This window comes from Actinacidiphila glaucinigra (assembly GCF_900188405.1).
GTDB lineage: Bacteria > Actinomycetota > Actinomycetes > Streptomycetales > Streptomycetaceae > Actinacidiphila > Actinacidiphila glaucinigra.
In genome coordinates, this window is record NZ_FZOF01000020.1 from 120,178 (window position 1) to 142,139 (window position 21,962).

General features: G+C 73.3%; 18 protein-coding genes and 4 tRNA genes. 10 read left to right on the forward strand and 12 right to left on the reverse strand.

Annotation, left to right across the window (positions count from 1 at the left end):
• The first annotated feature begins 69 nt into the window (after positions 1–69).
• The 7 genes from CHF15_RS30285 to CHF15_RS30315 all read left to right on the forward strand — a co-directional run bounded on the left by CHF15_RS30285 (position 70) and on the right by CHF15_RS30315 (position 3,772).
• Positions 70–741, forward strand: a complete 672-nt coding sequence (locus CHF15_RS30285) for a recombinase family protein (RefSeq protein WP_089227088.1) — start codon at positions 70–72, stop codon at positions 739–741.
• 120 nt (positions 742–861) lie between these two features.
• Positions 862–934: transfer RNA gene (locus CHF15_RS30290), tRNA-Gly, on the forward strand.
• 14 nt (positions 935–948) lie between these two features.
• Positions 949–1,020, forward strand: a tRNA-Glu gene (locus CHF15_RS30295).
• 20 nt (positions 1,021–1,040) lie between these two features.
• Positions 1,041–1,112: transfer RNA gene (locus CHF15_RS30300), tRNA-Arg, on the forward strand.
• Positions 1,113–1,127: 15 nt separating this feature from the next.
• Positions 1,128–1,200: transfer RNA gene (locus tag CHF15_RS30305), tRNA-Ala, on the forward strand.
• Between the two features lie 30 nt (positions 1,201–1,230).
• Entirely contained in the window at positions 1,231–2,592 is a 1,362-nt protein-coding gene (locus CHF15_RS30310) for an SDR family NAD(P)-dependent oxidoreductase (RefSeq protein ID WP_089227089.1), read from the forward strand.
• A 1-nt stretch (position 2,593) separates the two neighbouring features.
• Positions 2,594–3,772 carry a leucine-rich repeat domain-containing protein gene (locus CHF15_RS30315; RefSeq protein ID WP_089227090.1) on the forward strand — a complete coding sequence of 393 codons (1,179 nt, stop codon included), beginning with the start codon at positions 2,594–2,596 and terminating at the stop codon, positions 3,770–3,772.
• On the opposite strand, the gene CHF15_RS30320 is transcribed toward CHF15_RS30315, so the two are convergent.
• Genes CHF15_RS30320 through CHF15_RS30365 form a run of 10 tightly spaced genes read right to left on the reverse strand, consistent with a single transcriptional unit; the run spans position 3,773 to position 16,486 of the window.
• On the reverse strand, positions 3,773–5,662 hold the full coding sequence (locus CHF15_RS30320) for an AAA family ATPase (protein WP_089227091.1): 1,890 nt from the start codon (positions 5,660–5,662) through the stop codon (positions 3,773–3,775). It lies immediately after the preceding gene.
• Complete coding sequence (locus tag CHF15_RS30325) at positions 5,659–7,059, reverse strand: vWA domain-containing protein (RefSeq protein ID WP_089227092.1); 1,401 nt, start codon at positions 7,057–7,059, stop codon at positions 5,659–5,661. Before CHF15_RS30325 ends, CHF15_RS30320 begins: the two co-directional genes overlap by 4 nt.
• Complete coding sequence (locus CHF15_RS30330) at positions 6,948–8,003, reverse strand: hypothetical protein (RefSeq protein WP_179280033.1); 1,056 nt, start codon at positions 8,001–8,003, stop codon at positions 6,948–6,950. The genes CHF15_RS30325 and CHF15_RS30330 overlap by 112 nt, the downstream gene beginning before the upstream one ends.
• 37 nt (positions 8,004–8,040) lie before the next feature.
• The gene (locus CHF15_RS30335; RefSeq protein WP_089227093.1) at positions 8,041–8,661 is read right to left on the reverse strand and encodes a TetR/AcrR family transcriptional regulator; all 621 of its coding nucleotides are present in this window, start codon (positions 8,659–8,661) and stop codon (positions 8,041–8,043) included.
• A complete protein-coding gene (locus CHF15_RS30340) occupies positions 8,649–9,398 on the reverse strand; it encodes an enoyl-CoA hydratase family protein (RefSeq protein WP_089227094.1) in 750 nt (249 codons plus the stop codon). Before CHF15_RS30340 ends, CHF15_RS30335 begins: the two co-directional genes overlap by 13 nt.
• Positions 9,398–10,987 (reverse strand): 4-coumarate--CoA ligase family protein, encoded by a 1,590-nt coding sequence (locus CHF15_RS30345; protein ID WP_089227095.1) that lies wholly within the window; start codon positions 10,985–10,987, stop codon positions 9,398–9,400. The genes CHF15_RS30340 and CHF15_RS30345 overlap by 1 nt, the downstream gene beginning before the upstream one ends.
• Before the next feature lie 37 nt (positions 10,988–11,024).
• Positions 11,025–12,227, reverse strand: a complete 1,203-nt coding sequence (locus CHF15_RS30350) for an acyl-CoA dehydrogenase family protein (protein ID WP_089227096.1) — start codon at positions 12,225–12,227, stop codon at positions 11,025–11,027.
• Positions 12,224–14,116 carry an acetyl/propionyl/methylcrotonyl-CoA carboxylase subunit alpha gene (locus CHF15_RS30355; RefSeq protein WP_089227097.1) on the reverse strand — a complete coding sequence of 631 codons (1,893 nt, stop codon included), beginning with the start codon at positions 14,114–14,116 and terminating at the stop codon, positions 12,224–12,226. Before CHF15_RS30355 ends, CHF15_RS30350 begins: the two co-directional genes overlap by 4 nt.
• A 13-nt stretch (positions 14,117–14,129) precedes the next feature.
• Complete coding sequence (locus tag CHF15_RS30360) at positions 14,130–15,668, reverse strand: acyl-CoA carboxylase subunit beta (RefSeq protein ID WP_245939109.1); 1,539 nt, start codon at positions 15,666–15,668, stop codon at positions 14,130–14,132.
• Positions 15,669–15,688: 20 nt separating this feature from the next.
• Positions 15,689–16,486: a TIGR03084 family metal-binding protein gene (locus CHF15_RS30365; protein WP_089227099.1), complete on the reverse strand. Its 798-nt coding sequence runs from the start codon at positions 16,484–16,486 to the stop codon at positions 15,689–15,691.
• Between the two features lie 198 nt (positions 16,487–16,684).
• On the opposite strand from CHF15_RS30365, the gene CHF15_RS30370 reads away from it, so the two are divergent.
• Positions 16,685–17,665 carry an AEC family transporter gene (locus CHF15_RS30370; RefSeq protein WP_089227100.1) on the forward strand — a complete coding sequence of 327 codons (981 nt, stop codon included), beginning with the start codon at positions 16,685–16,687 and terminating at the stop codon, positions 17,663–17,665.
• Positions 17,666–17,762: 97 nt separating this feature from the next.
• Complete coding sequence (locus CHF15_RS30375; protein WP_089227101.1) at positions 17,763–18,365, forward strand: GNAT family N-acetyltransferase; 603 nt, start codon at positions 17,763–17,765, stop codon at positions 18,363–18,365.
• Here the strand turns inward: CHF15_RS30375 and CHF15_RS30380 are convergent.
• On the reverse strand, positions 18,283–19,248 hold the full coding sequence (locus CHF15_RS30380) for an acyl-ACP desaturase (protein ID WP_089227102.1): 966 nt from the start codon (positions 19,246–19,248) through the stop codon (positions 18,283–18,285). The genes CHF15_RS30375 and CHF15_RS30380 overlap by 83 nt on opposite strands.
• Positions 19,249–19,337: 89 nt before the next feature.
• A complete protein-coding gene (gene ddaH, locus CHF15_RS30385; protein ID WP_089227103.1) occupies positions 19,338–20,114 on the reverse strand; it encodes a dimethylargininase in 777 nt (258 codons plus the stop codon).
• A gap of 99 nt (positions 20,115–20,213) precedes the next feature.
• Between ddaH and CHF15_RS30390 the strand changes: the two genes are divergently transcribed.
• Positions 20,214–21,854 (forward strand): ABC-F family ATP-binding cassette domain-containing protein, encoded by a 1,641-nt coding sequence (locus CHF15_RS30390; protein ID WP_089227104.1) that lies wholly within the window; start codon positions 20,214–20,216, stop codon positions 21,852–21,854.
• The last annotated feature ends 108 nt before the right edge of the window (positions 21,855–21,962 follow it).

Below are 21,962 nucleotides of genomic sequence, written 5' to 3' on the forward strand. Positions count from 1 at the left end.
AAAAACCCCTTCAAGAACCTGGGTCATTCAAGAAACTCAGACCACCGTTTTCTGACATGATCCGGGGTCATGAGTGACCTTTCAGGGCCATCCGGCCATCCCGAACTCTTCGTCGCCGAGCCACTCGTCCGCACCGAGATCAAGATCGGGTATGCGCGGGTGTCGACCGGCGGACAAAGGCTCGAACGGCAGATCGACGCGCTCACCGCCGCCGGGTGCCGCAAGATCTTCTCCGACAAGAAGTCCGGCAAGACCGACCTGCGCCCCGAACTCAAGGCATGCCACGCCTTCCTCGACGCCGGCGACACCCTCGTAGTCCCCTCACTCGACCGCTATGGCCGCAGCCTCCAGGACCTCATCAACATGGTCGCCGCCCTGCGCGAGCGCGGCATCGGCTTCACCTCGCTGCACGAGAACCTCGACACCACCACCCCCGGCGGCCGGCTCGTCTTCCACGTCTTCGCCGCTCTCGCCGAGTTCATCCGCGAACTCATCGTCCAGGGCACCCGCGAGGGCCTGGCCGCCGCCCGCGCCCGCGGCCGGGTCGGCGGACGCCCCACCGTCGCCACCGAGGAAGTCATCCGTGCGGCCCGCGACCTGCTGCCCGATCCTGGCCGCTCGATCACCTCGATCGCCAAACTACTGGGCGTCTCCCCGGGCACCCTCTACAACCACATCCCGGACCTGCGGGAACTGCGCGCCGGAGCCGTGCCCCGGCAGCTTGAAGCCTCCGCGAAGTAGCCCAGCCTCAGCAAGATCAATCTCAGCGGCACTTTCTGTACCGCAACTACTCACACCCGGATTGGCCGGTGGGACCTGCCTGCGGGGGATTCCGCCGTGGCGGTACGATCGGGCCGATGCCCGGGCGTAGCGCAGAGGCAGGCGCACCGCCTTGCCAAGGCGAATCACGCCGGTTCGAATCCGGCCGTCCGGGCAGCGCAGGCACACGGGCCCGTAGGGCAGAGGCAGACCCGCCGCCCTCTCAAGGCGGATACGCCGGTTCGAATCCGGCCGGGCCCCCGATAGGATCATCGCAATGCCCGGATGTAGCGCAGAGGCAGGCGCCCCGTCTCCGCAACGGGATCACGCCGGTTCGAATCCGGCCGTCCGGGCAGTCGGGGGCACACGGATCCGTAGCGCAGAGGCAGGCGCCGCCGCCTAGGCAAGGCGGATACGCCGGTTCGAATCCGGCCGGATCCACCGGGCGGTGCCGGAGAACGGGCAGGGGCAGTGGGGGACACGGGCGGCATCACGGAGGCGGAACTCGCGGCCTTCGACGCGGTGGTCGGCAGGCTGCGCGAACTGCCCGTGGACGACCCGGTACGGCTGCGCGCCGAGCAGGTGGCCGCCTCCTTCGCACGTGACGGACGGCTGCGGCGCAGGAAGACCCGGCGAGAGGACCGCGCCACCGCGGACGCGGAGGTCGTGGCGGCCACCGCGACCGGCGCGCGGGAACGCCGCGAGGACGCCCCCCTCGACGAGATCCCGGCGGGCGGCGCCGCGGGGGAGTTCGCCAGGCCCCGACGCTGCTACGTCTGCAAGTCCCCCTACCGGCGGGCGGACGCGTTCTACCACCTGCTCTGCCCCGACTGCGCCGTGGACAACACCGCGCTCCGGCGGGCCCGCACCGACCTCACCGGCCGGCGTGCGCTGCTGACCGGCGGCCGCGTCAAGATCGGCTTCCAGCTGGCCCTGATGATGCTGCGGGACGGCGCCGAGCTCCTGGTCACCAGCCGCTTCCCACGCGACACACTGCGCCGCTTCACCGAGGCGCCCGGCAGCGAGCGATGGCTTGACCGGCTCACCGTCGTCGCCGTCGACCTGCGCGACCCCCGCCAGGTCGTCGGCCTGTGCGAACGGCTCCGCGAGACCGGTGAGCCGCTCGACATCCTGGTCAACAACGCGGCCCAGACCGTCCGGCGGCCCCCCGAGTCGTACGCGGCCCTCACCGCGGGCGAACGCGCGCCGCTGCCCGCCGGGCCGCGGGCCGGGGCGATACTCACCGCCCCCGGCTTCGGCACCGTCCACGTGCTGCCGGCCGCGGCCGGGCCCACCGCCGAACTCTCGCTGGCCGAGACCGACGAGGCCGGGCTGCTGCCCGACACCGCCCCCCGGAACTCCTGGTCGGCGGAGCTCGGCGGCCTCGACCCGGCCGAGCTGCTGGAGACCCAGCTCGTCAACTCCCTGGCCCCCGCGCTGCTCTGCGACCGACTGCTGCCCCTGCTGCTCGCGTCCCCCCGGCCACGCCGCTACATCGTCAACGTCACCGCCGTCGAAGGCCGCTTCGCGGTGCGCAACAAGACCGCCGGCCATCCGCACACCAACATGGCCAAGGCTGCCCTCAACATGCTGACCCGCACCAGCGGGCCCGCGCTCGCGGCGCAGGGCGTCCACATGTGCAGCGTCGACACCGGCTGGATCACCGACGAGAACCCGCTGCCGAAGAAGAACCGGCTGGCCGGCCAGGGCTTCCGCACCCCCCTGGACATCGTGGACGGCGCGGCCCGGGTCTACGACCCGATCGTGCGCGGAGAGGCCGGACACCCGGTCTCCGGGGTCTTCCTCAAGGACTACCGGGAAGCCGAATGGTGACATGACGGACGACCTGCCGCCCTACGCGGGTGTCCCCGCGGTCGTGCCGCGCCCGCACGCCGACCTCGAACCGCTGCTCGGCTGGCTGCGCGGCGGGGAAGGCGCGGCCGAACGCCGGGACTTCCCGGCCGGGACCGCGCTGCCCGACGGGCGCCTCGATCTGTGCAAACAGGCACTGGGCCCGGAGGGGGCGGCAGCCGTCGCCGAGGCCCTGCGCCAGGCACCCGCGACCGGTGCCGTACGCCACCTGCTGCTCGGCACCGACGGGCTGGGCGACGCGGGTGCCGCCGCCGTCGCCGAACGCACCCAGGGCACGGGTGTCGAGACGCTCTACCTGGGCTGCAACGGCATCACGGCGGGCGGCGCCTGCCGCATCGCCGACAACCTGCGGGCCTCGCCCCAGGCCGTCACAGGGGTCTGGCTCAAGCGCAACCCGCTCGGCGGCGGCGCGGGTGAGGCCGGCGCCGGACTCGTGGAAGCGGCACGCTCGTTGCGCACCCTGGATCTGGTGCAGACCGGACTCGACCCGGCGGGCCTCGCCGTCCTGGCCGACGCGCTCGTCGCCGCGGCCCGCTCGGGACGGGCCGTGGAGCGGCTGTTCGTCGGCGGCAACGCCCTCGGCACGGCCGGCGCGGCCTGCCTGACCACCCTCCTCACGACGGGAGCGGTCGCCGAACTGTACGTGTCGGCCGCCCGACTTGGCGATGCGGGCGCCCTCCTGCTCGCCGAGGCCCTCGCCCGGGCGCCGTACGGCCGGCTCACCCGGCTCTCCGTGGCCAGCAACGGCATCGGGCCGGCGGCCTGCGCCCGACTGGTCGCCGCCGCCGCGGCCGCCGGTGTGGAACTCCTCGACCTCGGGCGGGTCAAGGCCGCCCGCGTCCTGGACGCCGGGGACAACCGGGTCGACGCCGAGGCGGCCGCCGAGATGGCCGCGGCGCTGGGCTCGGCGCCGCACCGGCTGACCCATCTCGTACTGGCCCACACCGGAATGCGCAGCCGGGAGGCGCACCGTCTGCTCGACGCCGCACCGGGGGCGGCGACCGCGACCCGCTACGTCCTCGGCAAGGGCATCGCGACCAGCGTCCGGCGGCGGATCGACGCGCTCAGCGCGCACCTGCCGCCGCCGGCCCTGCCCGCGGACGTGGCCGCCGTGCGCAGCGTCCACCGCACCCCGCGCTGATCAGCGGGGCATACGGGCGAAGGTCTCGATCCAGAAGCGCTGTGCCTGCTCCGAGGCCCCCACCAGATAGGTGGAGCGCAACTTGGGCGGCAGCAGCGCCACCAGCCGGGCGACCGCCTTGCGGTGCCGCTTGAGCTGGGACAGCTCCGCGTTGGCGAGCACCTGGTGGACGACGTCGCTCTCGTCGTTGCCCTCCCCGGACTCCTCCCGGGCACGTCTCAGCCGTGCCTCCCACGCGTCCACGTCCCGGGCCAGCTCGCGCAGCCCGGTCACCGGGCGGTTCGCGAGCCGGTCGACGAGCGCGGTCAGCGGCACCGGGGCGTACTCGCCGTCGCCGAGGTAGACGGTCGCCATCTGCAGCGGCAGACCGCGCTGGTGGAGCTTGATCAGCCGCTCGATGGTGCGCTTGGTGATCCAGGCGCGGCCCTCCTCGTCGATGTCGTGCTTCCACCACTCCAGCACGGTCTCGGCGAGGCCGCCGTACCGCGCGATCAGCCACTCGTTGGCCGGGATGTCGCCCGGCTCGACCGTGAGCGAGGCCGTGAAGCGGGTCGCCTGGGCGATGTTGTTGCGGGACACCATCAGCCGGCGGCCCAGATGGTACGGCGGGTTCTGCACCGCTATCTGGGCGCGCAGGTTCTCGATCTGGCGCCCCGCCAGCGACCACTCCTGAGTGATCTCCATCAGCTTGGCGAACGCGGCCTTGTCCTTGGGCCGGTTGTACTCGTCCCAGACGATCGCCTTCGGCTCGCTCCCGGTGAACTTCTGCGCCAGCAGGGTGTCCAGAGAGCCGTCCCGGTCCGGGACGGGCGCGCACAGGTCCTCGACGTTGGTGACCGGCAGGGAGAAGTACAGCGGGTCACGGCCCAGGTCCTCGCGCAGCGTCTCGCGCACCACCTCGGTCTTGCCGCAGCCGGGAGGTCCCTGGAGCAGCACCGTCCACCGGTTGCGCAGCGCCGCCCGCACCACCGAGCGCACCGGGTCTGGCACCGTCGCCGGGTTGGGCACACCGAGCTCCGCGGCGATCCGGTCCAGGATCTCCGGCGTCCGGTCCTGCCCGGGGCCGCCGTCCGGCCGGGGCTCCGCCAGCCGCAGCCGCTCGCCGTTGACCAGCGGTAGCCCCCAGCGCAGCGGGAACCCCTCCCGCGCGTTGGCGAGGACGTGGTCGAGGGTGCGCGGGGAGAGCAGCTCGCGCACCGCCGGGCCGAGCGAGGCCCACAGGGCGAAGACCCCGTTCAGGTCCCAGTTCCGGTACTTCTCGGCGAGACTGCGCCGCCACGCCGTGTCGTTGGCGGTCACCCGCACCGTGACCATGCGGTCGAGGACGGCCAGGTCGCCGCGCCGGGCGGCCGTCTCCGACAGCGACTCGTTGTCGCTGAGGAACACCCCGATGCAGCCCAGCTCCCGCAGGTCGTACTCGCCGAGCGTCCAGTTGCAGGCGACCTGCATCAGCTGCGACTGGATCGTCTCGCCGGCCTGCAGCGAGTCGTCGATGAGCAGCACGAACGGGCGCCCCGGCCGCAGCCCGCTCATCACCAGCTGACGCAGCACCAGTTCGCCGGTGTGCGGATCGCGGACCGGCGCGTTCACCAGGAGGTCGTCCGGGGTGAGGTTGGCGGCGGGCACGTAGACCAGTTCGGCGTGCGGGTGGGCCTCGGCGACGTGCGAGAAGAACGTCGACGTCTTGCCGATGCCGTGCTCGCCGAAGACCTGCCCGGTCTGGCCCATGTCGATCATCGCGTCGATGAACGACTCCAGCCGGGATGCCTCGGGCCCGCCCTCGGGCGGCCGCGGATACGTGGCGTTGGCCCGCCAGGGCCGGGGGCCGGCCGTGGCGGTCGCGGCGGTCGTCGCCGCGGTCGCCGCGGTCGTCGTCGCGGTGGTGGTCATGTCGCTCCTGTCGTCACGCGGTGGCAGGCCATGGGCGGGGTGTGGGCGTCGGGCCAGTCGTCACCGCCCTCGGTGATCAGCCATATCCACGTGTCGGGCTCCTGCGGCGTGATGTGCGGGGCGTAGCCGTCGGTGAGCACGATCACCGCGTCGGGGCGCTCCTCGAAACGCCGCCCCTTGACCTCCGTACGCCCCTCCACGTAGTCGGCCACGACCTGGAAGCTCGTGCCCCCGCCGCCGTACACCCGCTCCCCGGGGACGAAGGGCATCACGACGCCGTCGAAGGAGAGCCAGTGGGCCTCCACGCCGTCGATCCGCCCGACGAGCTCGGTCAGCCAGGTGATGACGGAACCCGGCATGGACCCCGAGGTGTCGTAGGCGATGACCAGCACCTTGTCGCGGACCGGGCCGCGCCGCGACAGCATCGGCTCGTGGCCGAGGGCCGCCAGCAGCGCACCCCGCTTCTTCGGGTAGACCAGCCGCTCGCCCTCCCGCAGCTTCGAGGCGACCACGTCGACCAGCCACCGCTGCCACCAGTCCACCCGCCGGGTCCGCACCGTCTCGCCGCGCAGCGCCCCGGCGCCCAGTTGTCCCCACAGCCGGGCGGCGCGCTCCGAGGCGCCCTCGGTGCGGCCCATCAGGTCCAGCAGCTCCCGCTCGGCACCGGTGTGCCCGCGGCGGGCGGCCAGCAGCGAGTTCAGCAGGGAGGAGGAGACCAGGGCGTCGACCGTCCCCTGGTCCCCCGGCACGCCGCCGGCCTCGAGGTGCACGCACAGCGACAGCGGGGGCACCGGCGGGTGCTTCATCCGCTTGAGCTCGGTGTAGACGCCCATGTCGGTCTCGACGAACTCCTCATAGGGCAGTGGCTTCAGCCCCTGCTCCGTCAGATCCCGCTCGTACGCGGCGTGGACCTCGCGCGGATCGACTCCCGTCGGCCGTCCGTCCCGCAGGGGCAGCGCGTCCCGCCGCAGCCGGACCAGCGCCACATGGTTGATCGCCACCTCCGCCGCGGTGGTGAAGACCGGGTCCTCCCGCAGCGCGGGCTCCGCCAGCAGATGCCGGTGCACCACGTGCCGGGCCTCGTGGAACAGGACGAACTTGACCCCTTCGAGCCCCAGGTCGACGAAGAACCCCGGGTTGTAGAGCAGGAGCACCGAGCCGTCCCCGGATGCCACCACCGCCGCGGTGTCCACGGCCGTGGTCGCGATCTGGTGCGGGCACTTCGCGTACAGCCAGGACGCGACCGCCGACTCGGTCAGCCCGAAGTCGAGCAGCGCGGCCTCCTTCAGCCGCTCCGCCTCCGCCACGACGTCCGGATCCGCCGGACGCCACCGCTCCAGCGCCCGTCGGTCGGCGAGGTCGACCACGGGTCGTCGTGTCCGCTCGTCGAATCCCATCCCGGCCCCCCGTGTTCGTGCCCCGACTCCTCCGGCCTCCCCGGTGACTCAGTGTTACCAGAGGCCACTGACAACGGGCCTTCGGCCGTCTCACCGGCGCTCCCCGCGATCGCCCCCGCCGTCGTGACGAGTTCCGGCAGCGTGCCCGTGAACGTCGGCAGGAGCTGCGTCAGCACCGCCCACGCCTCGGTGTTCCCGCCCAGTTCCGCGCACACCAGCGGCCGCAGCGCGTCGGCCGCCTCCGCCAGCCGCAGCGGGAACGCCCAGCGGCCCATGGCCAGGACGCGCAGCACATCGCGTGCCGGGCGCGTGCCGGTCGCGTACGCCGCCGGACCGTCCACCACGCCCGCGTCACGGAGCCGGTTGGTGAACTTGCGGTGCGTGCCGAACTGCGTGCGCAGCGCCGGCGGGCAGTCGGGGCGGATCGCCAGCGCCCAGCGGGCGTAGCCGGGCAGCGGCCGCTCGCGGTCGGCCGCGGCCACCACCGCCCAGTCCTCCCGGCCCACCAGCAGCGCGGCGGCGCGGCCCTGGGACATGCCGGTGACGGCACGCAGCACGGCGGTCAGCGCCTCCGGGCCGGACGGCAGCGCCAGCTCCGGTGCCGGATAGTGCGACAGGTCCGCGGGAACCTTCAGGCGGCGGGAGCGATCCGGTCCGTAGGGAACGCCCTTGATGATGTCGTGGCGCATACGGTCGTCGGCACGCCAGTGGTGGTACACCAGCGTGTTGACCCGGGGATCGTCCTCCTGCAGCATCCACCAGAGCACCGACACCGGCATGCCGTTCCACCACGGGCCCCACGGTACGTGCTCCGGCGGCTTCGCGGCCGCCGCCGGATCCACCTCCGGGACCCCCGTGCGGCTGCGCACACGCGCGGCGGACCCCGGGTCGACGAGAGCCAGCAGGAAGCCCAGTTCGCCGGCGGACACCGCCTCGTTCAGCATGCCGGGATCTTCTCACCCGCCACCGACAGGGGGCGACTCAGATTCCGCGGCGCAGCACCCCGTCCAGGACCGCCGACCACTCGCGGACGATGCCCGTACGGCGGGCGCTGTCGTCGCTCAGCAGGTTCGCCAGCCCCAGACCCCGCGCCATGTCGAGGGTGGCCTGCACGGTCTCCCTGACCCCGGTCACCGCCTCGTCCGCGTCGAGCATCTCCACGGCGAGCCGGTGCGCCTCCCGCCCGATGCGCGACTCCAGCGCCGTGACCCGGGGCCGCAGTTGCTCCTCGTTCGCCGCCGCCACCCACAGGTGCAGGGCCGCCCGGAAGATCGGCCCCGTGTAGAGGTCGACGACCATGCCGACCACGGCGTGCGTGCGCGGCACGCCCTCGCGGGGGAGGGCGTGCGCGTGCTCCCGCAGGGCGACCAGCCACTGCTCGGCGACGAACTCGATCGCCCCGGTGAACAGGTCCTCGCGGGTGGGGAAGTGGTGCTGCGCCGCGCCCCGCGACACCCCCGCCCGCTCCGCGACCACCGTCACCGTGCTGCCCGCCCAGCCGCGTTCGGCCAGGCAGGCGACGGCCGCCTCCAGCAGCCGCTGCCGGGTGGCGCGGCTGCGGTCCTGCTTGGGCGTACGGGCGGTGGCGCTCACAGCGCCCATGGCGCGGACCGCCGTTCGAGGAAGGCCCGCATCCCCTCCGCCGCCTCGGGCGAGCCGAACAGCCGGGCCGACCGCTCGACCAGCGCCGTCGCGTCCCGGTCGAAGACGCGCAGCACGGCGGCGGTCGTCAGCGCCTTGGATTCGGCGAGCCCCTGCGGAGACCCCGCCCGCAGCCCCGCGAGGATGCCGTCCAGCGCCTCCTCCGGGGCCGCCACCAGGCCGGTACGGACGGCCTCGGCCGTGTCGAAGACCTCGCCCGTCAGGTAGTGGCGGGCGGCGGCCCGGGCCTCCATGCGCGGCAGTACCGTCAGCGAGATCACGGCGGGGGCGAGGCCGAGCCGCGCCTCGGTGAACGCGAAGCTCGCCTGCGGCCCCGCCACCGGGACGTCACACGCCGCCAGCAGCCCGAGGCCGCCCGCTCGCACATGGCCCCTCACATGCGCCACGACCGGCTTGGGCAGTTCCACGATCGCCCGCAGCAGCGCCACGAGCCGCCGCGGCCCCTCCGGCGACGTCGCCTCCTTCAGGTCCGCGCCCGCGCAGAAGGTGCCGCCGGTGTGCGTGAGCAGCACCGCCCGCGTGGCCGGGTCCTTGCCGGCGTGGGCCAGCGCGTCGGACAGCTCGTCGACCATGCGTGCGGACAGCGCGTTGCGGTTGTGCGGGGAGTCCAGCGTGAGCGTGGTGATCCCCCGGTCGTACGCGCTCCGCACACATGGTGCCGCGGCGTCGTCGGTCATCAGGCGGTTCCCCTTTCCCGGGCGCGCAGTTCACGCCGGAGGATCTTGCCGCTGGCGGCCCTCGGTATCGCGTCGGTGAACTCCACCCGGCGCACCTTCTTGTACGGGGCGACCTGCGCGGCCACGTGCGCCATGACGTCGTCCGCGGTGAGGGAGGCCCCCTGCTGCGGCACCACGTACGCCTTGGGGATCTCGTTGCCGTCCCCGTCCAGCACGCCGATGACCGCGGCGTCGGCCACCCGCGGGTCGGTGAGCAGCACGGCCTCCAGTTCGGCGGGCGGCACCTGGTAGCCCTTGTACTTGATCAGCTCCTTGACCCGGTCGACGACGTGCAGCCATCCGTCGGCGTCCACCCGGCCGACGTCGCCGGTGTGCAGCCAGCCGTCCTCGTCGATCATGGCGGCGGTCTCCTCGGGCCGTCCCAGGTAGCCCTTCATGACCTGCGGACCGCGGATGTGGATCTCCCCGGAGCCGTCGCCGCCCTCGGTGGCCGCGTCCTCGTCGAGCGGCACGATGCGCATCTCGGTGCCGGGCAGCAGCTTGCCGACCGCACCGGGGGGCGCGTCGCGCGCGTCCAGCGGCACCACGTGCGTGCCGGGGGAGAGTTCCGTCATCCCGTACGCCTGCAGGATCGGCGGCAGCCCCAGCCGCTTGGAGCAGGCCTGGGCCAGTTCCGCGTCGAGCGGCGCCGCCGAGCACAGCACGTACTCCAGCGAGCTCAGGTCGTGCGCGGCGACCGCCGGGTGCTTGGCGAGCGCCAGCACGATCGGCGGGGCCACGAACAGCCCCTGCACCCGGTGGGTCGCCACGGCCTTCAGGAACTGCTCCAGGTCGAAGCGCGGCAGCACCACGACCGTGGCGCCCTTGCGCAGCGGGGCGTTCATGAGCGCGGTGAGCCCGTAGATGTGGAAGAACGGGAGCACGGCCAGGATGCGGTGCCCGGGACCCATCGACAGCGTCGGGTCCAGCTGGGCCAGGTTGGTGGCGATGTTGCGGTGGGTCAGCATCACACCCTTGGGCACACCGGTGGTGCCCGAGGAGTACGGCAGCGCGGCCACGTCCTCGCCCGGGTCGAAGGCGATCTCCGGCTCGGGGGCCGTGGAGCCCAGCAGGTCCAGGACCGAACGGTGGCCCTCGGCGCTGTCGCAGACCAGGATCTCCCGCACGCCGCCCGCCTGTTCGGCGGCCTTGCGGGCGGTCTCCAGCAGGGGCGAGACGGTGACGATCCACGAGGCGCCGCTGTCCCGCAGCTGCCGCGCGAACTCCTCCGCGGTGGCGAGCGGATGCACCGTGGTGACGGCCGCGCCGGCGCGCGTGGCGCCGTAGAAGACCGCCGGATAGGCGATGGTGTTGGGGCTGTGCAGGGCGAGGACGTCGCCCTTGCGCAGTCCGGACTCCGCCAGCGCCGCCGCGATACGGCGGGTGAAGGAGTCGAGCTGCGCGTAGGTGAGCGTCGTGCCCTCCACCCCGTCGACGAGCGCGGGCCGGTCGCCGAACTCGGCGGCGTGACCCAGTACGGCCTCGTGGATCGGCAGGTCGATGGCGGGAACCGCGGGGTACTCGCTGTGGAACACGGCCGGCTGTGCCATGGCCGTTCCCCCCTCCTCGGTAGGACGTGCTCAGTGCTCAGTAGGACTTGGGCAGACCCAGCGTGTGGTGCGAGACGTAGTTGAGAATCATCTCCCGGCTGACCGGCGCGATGCGACCCACGCGCGAGGCCGTCAGGAGGGAGGCCAGCCCGTACTCGGCCGTCAGGCCGTTGCCGCCGAGGGTGTGCACGGCCTGGTCGACGGCCTTCGCGCCCGCCTCGGCCGCCGCGTACTTCGCCATGTTGGCGGCCTCGCCGGCCGCCGCGTCGTCCCCGGCGTCATACAGGAACGCGGCCTTCTGCATCATCAGCCGGGCCAGTTCCAGCTCGATGTGGGCCTGCGCCAGCGGATGGGCGATGGCCTGGTGCGAGCCGATGGGGGCCTTCCACACCTGCCGGGTGCGGGCGTAGGCCACGGCGGCGTCGAGCGCGAAGCGGCCCATGCCGATCGAGAAGGCGGCCGTCATGACGCGTTCGGGGTTGAGGCCCGCGAACAACTGCAGCAGCCCCGCGTCCTCGTCGCCGACGAGGGCGTCGGCGGGCAGCCGTACGTCGTCCATGTAGATGTGGAACTGCTTCTCCGGAGCCGACAGTTCCATGTCGATCGGCCGGAACTCGAAGCCGGGCGTCTCGCGCTCCACGACGAACAGGCACGGCTTGAGCGTGCCCGTGCGCGCGTCCTCGGTGCGGCCCACGATGAGCGTCGCGTCGGCGATGTCGACGCCGGAGACGAAGACCTTGCGGCCCGTCAGCAGCCAGTCCGAGCCGTCTCGGCGGGCCGTGGTGGTCAGCCGGTGCGAGTTGGAGCCCGCGTCCGGCTCGGTGATGCCGAACGCCATCCGGAGGGAGCCGTTCGCCAGGCCGGGCAGCCACCGGCGCTTCTGCTCCTCCGTGCCGAAGCGCGCGATGACCGTGCCGCAGATCGCCGGGGAGACGATGAGCAGCAGCAACGGGCAGCCCGCGGCGCCCAGTTCCTCCAGCACGATGGAGAGCTCGGCGAGGCCGCCGCCCCCGCCGCCGTGCTCCTCCGGCAGGTTGACGCCGAGGTAGCCGAGCGCGCCGGCCTCCTGCCACAGCTTGTCGGTGTGCCGCCCCTCGCGCACGGCGTCGAGGAAGTAGGAACGCCCGTAGCGGCGCCCCAGGTCGGAGACGGCCTTGCGCAGCGCGCGCCGCTCCTCGCTCTCCAGCAGGACGTTGTCGAAGGTGCCTGTCGGTCCGTGCACAGCGGGCGTACCGCTCATGGCGAGTCCTCTTCCTGAACGACGGCGAGTACGGCGCCGACGTCGACCTGGCGGCCGGCCTCGGCGTGCAGCGCGGTGAGCACACCGTCCGCCGGGGCGGCGACCCGGTGCTCCATCTTCATGGCCTCCAGCCACAGCAGCGGCTGGCCCGCCGCCACCTTGTCGCCGACGGCGACGTCCGCGACGCGCACCACCGTCCCCGGCATCGGGGCCAGCAGCGAGCCCGGCGCGAGCTGCGCGACCGGGTCGGGGAAGCGCGGCAGCGCGGTGAAGCGGTGGGCGCCCGACGGCCCGTCGACGCACACCTGGTCCGCGTAGACCGCGACGTCGAAGGCGCGGCGCACCCCGGCGACCTCCAGCACGACCCGCTCCGGCGCCCGCTCCAGCAGACGGACGTCCGGATGCCCCTCCGCGGTCAGGCCGTCACGGCCGAGCCGGTAGCGCACCTCGTACTCCGCGCCGCCCGGCTTGGCGCGGTAGGTCTTGGACTGCGGCGCCGACGGCACGTTGCGCCAGCCGCCCAGCGGGTGGCGTCCCGAGGCGTCGGCGAGCGCGGCGGCCAGGGCCGCCAGCCGCGCCGCGCCCCCGTCCTCGGCGGGCGCCGGGCCGAGGCGGTCCAGGAAGGCCGTGGACAGCCGCCCCGCGGCGAAGTCCTGGTCGCGCAGCACCCGTACGAGCAGCTCGCGGTTGGTCACCAGACCGTGCACCCGGGCCCGCTCCAGGGCGCCCGCGAGCAGCCGGAGCGCCTGGGCGCGGGTGGCGGCGTGGGCGACGACCTTGGCGAGCATCGCGTCGTAGTGCACGCCGATCCGGTCGCCGTCGCCGAAGCCCGCGTCCACCCGCAGCCCCGGCGCCCGCGGCAGCCGGAAGCGGTGCAGGACGCCGGTCTGCGGCTGCCAGTCGCGCGCCGGGTCCTCCGCGTACAGCCGGGCCTCGACCGCGTGCCCGGAGGGGACCGGGGGAGCGGCCGGGAGCCTCCCGCCCTCGGCGACCTCCAGTTGCAGCGCGACGAGGTCCACGCCGAAGACGCACTCGGTGACCGGGTGCTCCACCTGGAGGCGGGTGTTCATCTCCAGGAAGTACGGCCGGCCGTCCGGCGAGACCAGGAACTCCACCGTCCCCGCGCCGACGTAGCCGATGGCCCGCGCCGCCGCCTCGGCCGCCGTGTGCAGCGTCCGGCGCAGCTCGTCGGCGACGCCGGGCGCCGGGGTCTCCTCGATCACCTTCTGGTGGCGGCGCTGCACCGAGCAGTCGCGCTCGCCCAGCGTCCACACGGTGCCGTGGGTGTCCGCCAGGACCTGCACCTCGATGTGCCGGCCGTCCTCGACGTACGGCTCCAGGAACACCTCGCCGTCCCCGAAGGCGGACAGCGCCTCCGCGCGGGCGGCGGCGAGCTCCTGCTCCAGGGCGGCCGCCTCCCGGACGACGCGCATACCGCGTCCGCCGCCGCCCGCCGCCGCCTTGACCAGTACGGGCAGGTCGTCCGGCCCGGCCTCCAGCACCGGGACGCCGGCCTCGGCCATCAGGCGCTTGGCCCGGGTCTTGGAGCCCATCGCCTCGATGGCCTCGGGCGCGGGCCCGATCCAGGTCAGGCCCGCGGCGATGACGTCCCGCGCGAAGTCGGCGTTCTCCGACAGGAATCCGTATCCGGGGTGCACGGCGTCCGCGCCCGCCGCGAGGGCGGCCTTCACGATCAGGTCGCCGCGCAGATAGGTGTCGGCGGGCGCGTCCCCCGGCAGCCGCACGGCAGCGTCCGCCTCCCGTACGTGCAGGGCGGTCGCGTCCGCGTCCGAGTGGACGGCGACCGTGGCGATGCCCAGGTCGCGGCAGGTGCGGAAGACGCGGCGGGCGATCTCGCCGCGGTTGGCCACCAGCACTGATGCGATCACGGTCAGGTGCTCCTCACATCCGGAAGACGCCGAAGCCGCCGCGGGCGCCCTCGACCGGTGCGCTGTGGACCGCCGACAGGCACACGCCGAGCACCGTGCGGGTGTCGCGCGGGTCGATCACCCCGTCGTCGTACAGCCGCCCCGACAGGAACATCGGCAGGGACTCGGACTCGATCTGCTGCTCCACCATCGCCCTCAGCCCGGCGGCGGCCTCCTCGTCGAAGGGCAGGCCCCGGGCGGCCGCCGACTGCCGCGCCACGATGGTCAGCACGCCCGCGAGCTGCGTGGGGCCCATGACGGCCGACTTGGCGCTGGGCCAGGCGAACAGGAAGCGCGGGTCGTACGCTCGGCCGCACATGCCGTAGTGCCCCGCGCCGTAACTCGCGCCCATGAGCACCGAGATGTGCGGCACCCGCGAGTTGGAGACCGCGTTGATCATCATGGCGCCGTGCTTGATGATGCCGCCCTGCTCGTACTCGCGGCCCACCATGTACCCGGTGGTGTTGTGCAGGAACAGCAGCGGGATGTCGCGCTGGTTGGCGAGCTGGATGAACTGCGCGGCCTTCTGCGACTCGGCGCTGAACAGCACGCCCTGCGCGTTGGCCAGGATCCCGACGGGATAGCCGTGCACCCGTGCCCAGCCGGTCGCCAGGCTCGGCCCGTACAGCGGCTTGAACTCGTCGAACTCCGAGCCGTCCACGACCCGCGCGATGACGTCTCTCGGATCGAAAGGCGTCCTCAGGTCCGCGGGGACGATGTCCAGCAGCTCGTCCTCGTCGTACCGCGGCGGGTCGTAGCCGGCGGCCGGGGCGGGGCCCTGCTTGCGCCAGTTGAGCCGGGCGACCACGCGGCGGGCGGTGCGCAGCGCGCCGGGCTCGTCCGGCGCGAAGTAGTCCGCGAGCCCGGAGACGCGGGCGTGCATGTCGGCCCCGCCCAGCGACTCGTCGTCGCTCTCCTCGCCGGTGGCCATCTTCACCAGCGGCGGGCCGCCGAGGAACACCTTGGAGCGCTCCTTGACCATGATCACGTGGTCGGACATCCCGGGGACGTACGCGCCGCCGGCCGTCGAGTTGCCGAACACGACGGCGACGGTGGGGATGCCGGCCGCCGACAGCCGGGTCAGGTCGCGGAAGAGCGCGCCGCCCGGGATGAAGATCTCCTTCTGGCTGGGCAGGTCCGCGCCGCCCGACTCCACCAGGTTGACCAGCGGGAGGCGGTTGGTGAGCGCGATCTCGTTGGCCCGCAGGGCCTTCTTCAGCGTCCACGGGTTGCTCGCCCCGCCGCGCACCGTGGGGTCGTTGGCGGTGATCACGCACTCGGTGCCCTCGATCACGCCGATCCCGGTCACCAGCGACGCGCCGACCGGGTAGTCGCTGCCCCAGGCCGCGAGCGGCGACAGCTCCAGGAACGGGCTGTCCTGGTCCAGCAGCAGCTCCACCCGCTCCCGCGCCGCCAGCTTCCCCCGCGCACGGTGCCGGTCGACGTACTTGGGGCCGCCGCCCGCGAGCGCCTTGTCGTGCTCGGCCTCCAGCTCGGCCAGGCGTTCCAGCATGGTCGTACGGTTCTCGGTGCTCACGCCGTTCCTCCCTCACCCGGCCCGCGGCCCGCACCCGGCGGCCCCGCGAACGCCTGGGCGATGTCCAGCCAGCGGTCGGCGTCCGCGCCCTCGGCGCGCACGGCCAGGTCGGCACGGTGCCGGCGGCGGGTCGCCAGCAGGCACAGGTCCAGCGCCGGGCCCGTGACGCGCTGCGCGGCGTCCTGCGGGCCGTACGCCCACAGCGTGCCGTCGGGGGCGGTCAGCTCGACCCGGAACTCCTCGGCGGGCGGGGTCAGCCCGTTGACGAAGTACGCGTAGTCGCGGGCCCGTACGGCGATCCGCGCCACATGCCGCAGCCGCGCGGTCGGCGCCCGCCGTACGCCGAGGGCGTCCGCCACGTCCTCGCCGTGCGCCCAGCTCTCCATGAGCCGGGCCGAGGCCATGGACGCGGCGCTCATCGGCGGGCCGAACCAGGGGAAGCGCGTCCCGGGCGGCTGCGCCCGCAGCGCGGCCTGCAGTTCCGCCCGCCCCGAGCGCCAGCGTGCGAGGAGTTCGGCGGGCGGGAGAGCCACGCCCTCTACGGCGCCCTCGTCGACGAAGGTGTCGATCGCGGCGGCCGCCTTCTCCACCACGGAGCCGAAGCCCTCCGGGTCGGTGACCGCCAGCACGGACTGCCGGTCGGTCCACGCCAGATGGGCGATCTGGTGGGCGATCGTCCAGCCCGGGGCGGGCGTCGGCGCCGCCCAGGCGTCCCCGGGGAGCGGGGCGACCAGGGCGTCCAGGCCCTCGCTCTCGTCCCGCAGATCGTCCAGTACGGGTGTGGGGTCGGACAAAGGTCCCCCTGAATGACGCAGCGTCAGCGAAGCCGTGCGCGTCACAGGCTGGCACCGCGGCCGGAAACAATCAAGCGTGCTTGCATGATTTTCCGCCGGGGCCCGGTGCGGCGGACCGGAAGCCGCCTGATTGACTGCACGGGGCCGCCCGGCGATCCCGGGTCCGCGCCCGACGGCACACGGACAACCCGAGGTCCCATGCACGCCCTGTCACCACTGCTTTCCGGATTCGTCCCCATATGGGCGATCAGTGCGGTGGGTTACGCGGTCGGCCGAACCGGAGTGCTGGGACCGCATGCGGAGTCAGTGCTGGGGCGATTCGTTTTCAACGTCGCCATGCCGGCCGCCCTGTTCACCACGATCGCCGGAACGCCCCTGGACGCCTTCGTGAACACGTCCATGATCGCCTTCGCGGCCGGCACGGCTCTGGCGTGCCTGCTCGGGTTCGCCGTCAGCCGGTGGTTCTTCGGGCGGCGTCTGCCCGACCAGGCGATCGGCGGCATGGCGGCCGGGTACGTCAACTCCGCCAACCTCGGCATCCCGGTCGCGGTGCAGATCCTCGGCGACGCGTCGTTCGTCGCCCCGGTGCTGCTCTTCCAGGTGCTGCTGGTCACCCCGGTCATCCTCACCGTCCTCGACGCGGGCACCGGTGGCGGAGCCGGGCCGAGGCGGGAAGGCGGGCGGAGGCGGGGAGCCGGGAGTGCCGCCCGCCTGCTCCTGGTGCCGCTGCGGACCCCCGTCATCCTGGGCGCGGTTCTCGGCTGCGCGGTCTCCGCGGCCGGCTGGCGGCTCCCCGCCGCGCTCGGCCACTCGGTCGGGCTGCTCGGCGGCGCGGGTGTGCCGACCGCGCTGCTCACCCTGGGAATGTCGCTGCACGGCCGCCCGCCCGCCACCGGCGCGGCGTTCCGTGCGGAGGTCGGCGCCACCGTCCTCATCAAGACCCTCGTCCAGCCCCTGGCCGCGTTGGCGGTCGGCAGCCTCGTCCTGCACCTGCCGGCGCATCAGCTCTTCGCGGTGGTCGTCCTCTCCGCGCTGCCGAGCGCCCAGAACGTCTTCGTCTACGCCCGCCAGTACGACCTGAGCACGGCCCTCGCCCGCGACTCGGTCATGCTCTCCACGCTGCTCTCGATGGCCACCCTCTCCGTCGCGGCCTGGGTCCTCGGTCCCGCGCCGGCCTAGGCTCCCTCGTCGGCGCGTTCTCGTCCCGTCCCGCCGCCCGCGCCCCCGGGACGGAAATCCGGTGACGCCACGGCCCGCGCGCTGCCACGCTCGTGGCATGGAAGGTGTCGTGATCCGTGCCGCCCGCCCGGAGGAGCTGCCGCTCCTGGACGCGCTGGTCCTGCGGTCGAAGTCGCACTGGGTGGGCGGCCGCGTGGCGGACGTCCCCGATGTGACGCCGAAGCTGACGGCGGCGGACATCGCCTCCCGGCACGTCACCGTCGCGGAGCGGGACGGCGTGCCCGTCGGCTTCTACGCGCTCAACGAGCACGAGGACTATCTGGGGATCGGTCTGCTGTTCGTCGACCGCCCGTTCATCGGCACCGGCGTGGGGCGCCTGCTGTGGGGGCACTTGGCGGGGCGGGCGGTCGCGCTGGACGCGCGTCTGCTCGGGGTCGGCGCCGACCCGCGCGCCGAGGGCTTCTACCTGCGGATGGGCATGGTCAGGCGGCACGAGTTCGAGCACGACGGCGAGCGCCTGGTCTGGATGGTGGGCGAGGTCGCCACGGTGGCGGGCCGGCCGGCCCGCGACGGTGGGGCGCCTCCGGGGAGGCACCCCACCGCGGAGGACGGGTCCGTCAGGCGCGAGCGGCCCGCCGGGCCAGCAGGGCGTCCCTGCGCTCCTCGAACTTACGGGCCTGGCTGTCCAGCTCGCCCATGAAGAAGCCCAGTTCCTCCTGCGCCTTGAGGCCCTCGGGGCTGAGCCCCGAGGTCTCCAGCACCTTCAGGTGCCGCAGCACGGGCTGGAGCACGTCGTCGTGGTGGATGCGGAGGTTGTAGATGCCGCCGATGGCGATCCGCGCCGCGGAGCGCTCGAAACCGGGCATCCCGTGCCCCGGCATCCGGAAACCGACGACCACGTCGCGGATCGCCTGCATCGTCTGGTCCGGCGCCAGTTGCAGCGCCGCCGCCAGCAGGTTGCGGTAGAAGACCATGTGCAGGTTCTCGTCGGTCGCGATGCGCGCCAGCATGCGCTCGCACATCGCGTCGCCCGACTCGCGGCCGGTGTTGCGGTGCGAGATGCGGGTGGCCAGCTCCTGGAAGGCCACATAGGCCACCGAGTGCAGCATGCTGTGCGCGTTGTCGGACTCGAAGCCCTCCGACATGTGGTGCATGCGCAGCCGCTCCAGCTCCACCGGGTCGACGGCCCGCGTGGTGAGCAGGTAGTCGCGCATCACGATGGCGTGCCGGCCCTCCTCCGCGGTCCAGCGGTGCACCCAGGTGCCCCAGGCGCCGTCCCGGCCGAAGAGGGTGGCGATCTCGTGGTGGTAGCTGGGGAGGTTGTCCTCGGTGAGCAGATTGACCACCAGCGATATCCGGCCGATCTCGGTCACCTTGGACTGCTCCGGCGCCCAGGCCTCGCCGCCCATCACGCCGTCGAAGTCACGGCCCTGACTCCACGGGACGTACTCGTGCGGCATCCACTCCTTGGCCGCCTTTATGTGGCGGTTGATCTCGGTCTCGACGACCTCTTCCAAGGCGTACAGCAGCCTGGTGTCACTCCATGCTTCCGAACCGGCACTCTGGGACGGGGCAATGGTCACGCTGGGCTCCTGGCTGTTCGCGGAGAGTGCTTACGGAATCGTAAGTTACGAAACCGTAGGTTAGGTGACACTGAAAAGGCAACCCGCCGTCAGGCGTACAGGTTCCGCAGGCGAACGGACAGGCAGGTCACACAGCCCTCAAGCTTCTCGAACTCGCCGATGTCCACCGAAACGGGCTCATATCCCATGTCTGTCAGGAGTTCCGCGGTGCGCGGCGCGCTCGCCGCCATCAGCAGCCGGCCGCCGCCGAGCAGCACCACGTGCGCGCCCGGCTCCTCCGGCACCGGCAGGAAGCGGGGGAAGACCGACGGGTCGTCAACCAGCGGCGGATAACCGATGACCGTGCCGTCGGGCAGCGCCGTCACCGCCGACTTCAGGTGCAGCACCTTGGTGACGGGTACGGCGACCACCCGCGCCCCCATCGGCTCGAACGCGGACCGCAACTGCCGGACGCCCCCGTCGTCGGTGCGCCCGCCACGGCCCACGTACACGGTGTCCCCGACCTTCAGCACGTCCCCGCCGTCCAGCGTGCCCGGTTCGCGGACCCGTTCGACCGGGAGACCCAGCGCCGTGACCGCCGCCTCGGCCCCGGCCGTCTCCGGGCGCCGGGACACGGCACCGGACCGGGCGAGCAGCGCGACGCCGCGGAAGACGACCACCGCGTCCTCGACGAAGACCGCGTCCGGGCAGTCGTCGGCCGCCGGGACCTCCACCGTCTCCCAGCCGTGGGCGTGCAGCGCGGCCACGTACCCCTCCCACTGACGCGCCGCGAGCACGGTGTCGACGGGGGTGCGCCCGACACGGGTCACCAGCCCCTCCGCGAGGCGCGGACCCGGACGGCGGACGAGGGCCTTGTTGTCCGGCATCGTGCGTTCCCTCCCTTGGCCGGGGCCGCGTGAGCCCGTCCCGGGAGCCGTGCCCGGGCCGTGGGGCGCGAGCCCGCGGGGCGATACGATCGCAGCCTGATGAGTGCCACTCTTGTCGTCAAGGATCTCGCCGCCGGCCACGGGGACCGCGTGCTGTTCTCCGGCCTCGACCTCGTCGTCGCCCCCGGCGACGTCATCGGTCTGGTCGGGGCCAACGGTGCCGGGAAGTCGACGCTGCTGCGCATGCTCGCGGGCCTGAGCGCGCCCGAGCAGGGGCAGCTGCGGCTCAGCCCGCCCACCGCGACCGTCGGCCACCTCCCGCAGGAGCCCGAACGCCGCCCGGGCGAGACCGTACGGGCCTTCCTCGCCCGGCGCACCGGCGTGGCCGCCGCCCAGGCCGCGCTCGACACCGCCACCTTGGCGCTGGTCGACGGGGCGCCCGGCGCGGACGACGCCTACAACGACGGGCTGGAGCGCTGGCTCGCCCTCGGCGGCGCGGACCTCGACGAGCGGGCCGAGGAGGTCGGCGAGGCGCTCGGCCTCGGCGTCGGTCTCGACATGCCGATGACGTCCCTCTCCGGCGGGCAGGCCGCCCGCGCGGGCCTGGCGTCCCTGCTGCTGAGCCGTTACGACGTCTTCCTCCTGGACGAGCCCACCAACGACCTCGACCTGGACGGCCTGGAGCGCCTGGAGACCTTCGTCAAGGGCCTCAAGGCGGGCACCGTCCTGGTCAGCCACGACCGCGAGTTCCTGGCCCGCACCGTCAACCGCGTCGTCGAACTCGACCTCGCCCAGCAGGAGGTCAACACCTACGGCGGCGGCTACGCCTCCTACCTGGAGGAGCGCGAGACGGCGCGCCGGCACGCCCGAGAGGCGTACGACGAGTACGCCGACACCAAGACCGCCCTCGAATCCCGCGCCCGGATGCAGCGCAACTGGATGGAGCACGGCGTCCGCAACGCCCGACGCAAGGCGACCGACAACGACAAGATCGGCCGCAAGCTGCGCACCGAGTCCACCGAGAAGCAGGCCGCCAAGGCCCGGCAGACCCAGCGCATGATCGAACGCCTCGACGTCGTCGACGAGCCCCGCAAGGAGTGGGAGCTGCGCATGGAGATCGCCGCCGCGCCCCGTGCGGGCGCGGTCGTCGCCACGCTGCGCGGCGCGGAGGTCCGCCGCGGCCCCGAGTTCACCCTCGGACCGGTCGACCTGCAGATCGACTGGGCCGACCGGGTCGCCATCACCGGCGCCAACGGCTCAGGCAAGTCGACCCTCCTGGCCGCCCTCCTCGGCCGGGTGCCCCTCGACGAGGGCGCGTCCCACCTCGGCCCCGGAGTCGTCGTCGGCGAGGTCGACCAGGCCCGCAAGCTGTTCCTCGGCGGCGAGTCGCTGCTGGACGCCTTCGGAGCCGAGGTCCCCGACACGGCGCCCGCCGACGTCCGCACCCTGCTGGCCAAGTTCGGCCTCAAGGCGGCCCACGTGCTGCGCCCCGCCGCGAGCCTCTCCCCGGGCGAGCGCACCCGGGCCGCCCTCGCCCTCCTGCAGGGCCGCGGGGTCAACCTCCTCGTCCTCGACGAGCCCACCAACCACCTCGACCTGCCCGCCATCGAGCAGCTCGAGTCCGCGCTCGCCTCCTACGACGGCACCCTGCTGCTGGTCACCCACGACCGCCGCATGCTGGAGTCCGTCCACACCACCCGCCGCATCCGCGTCGACTCCGGCCGCGTCACCGAGCACTGACACCGCACCGCGGTCGCGCCCGGAACCCCCTCCCATGGGAAGATCGGCACCGTGACCGGGGTTGAACGGACGACCTGTGGTCCGTGCCCCGAAACGAGGAGATTCCGA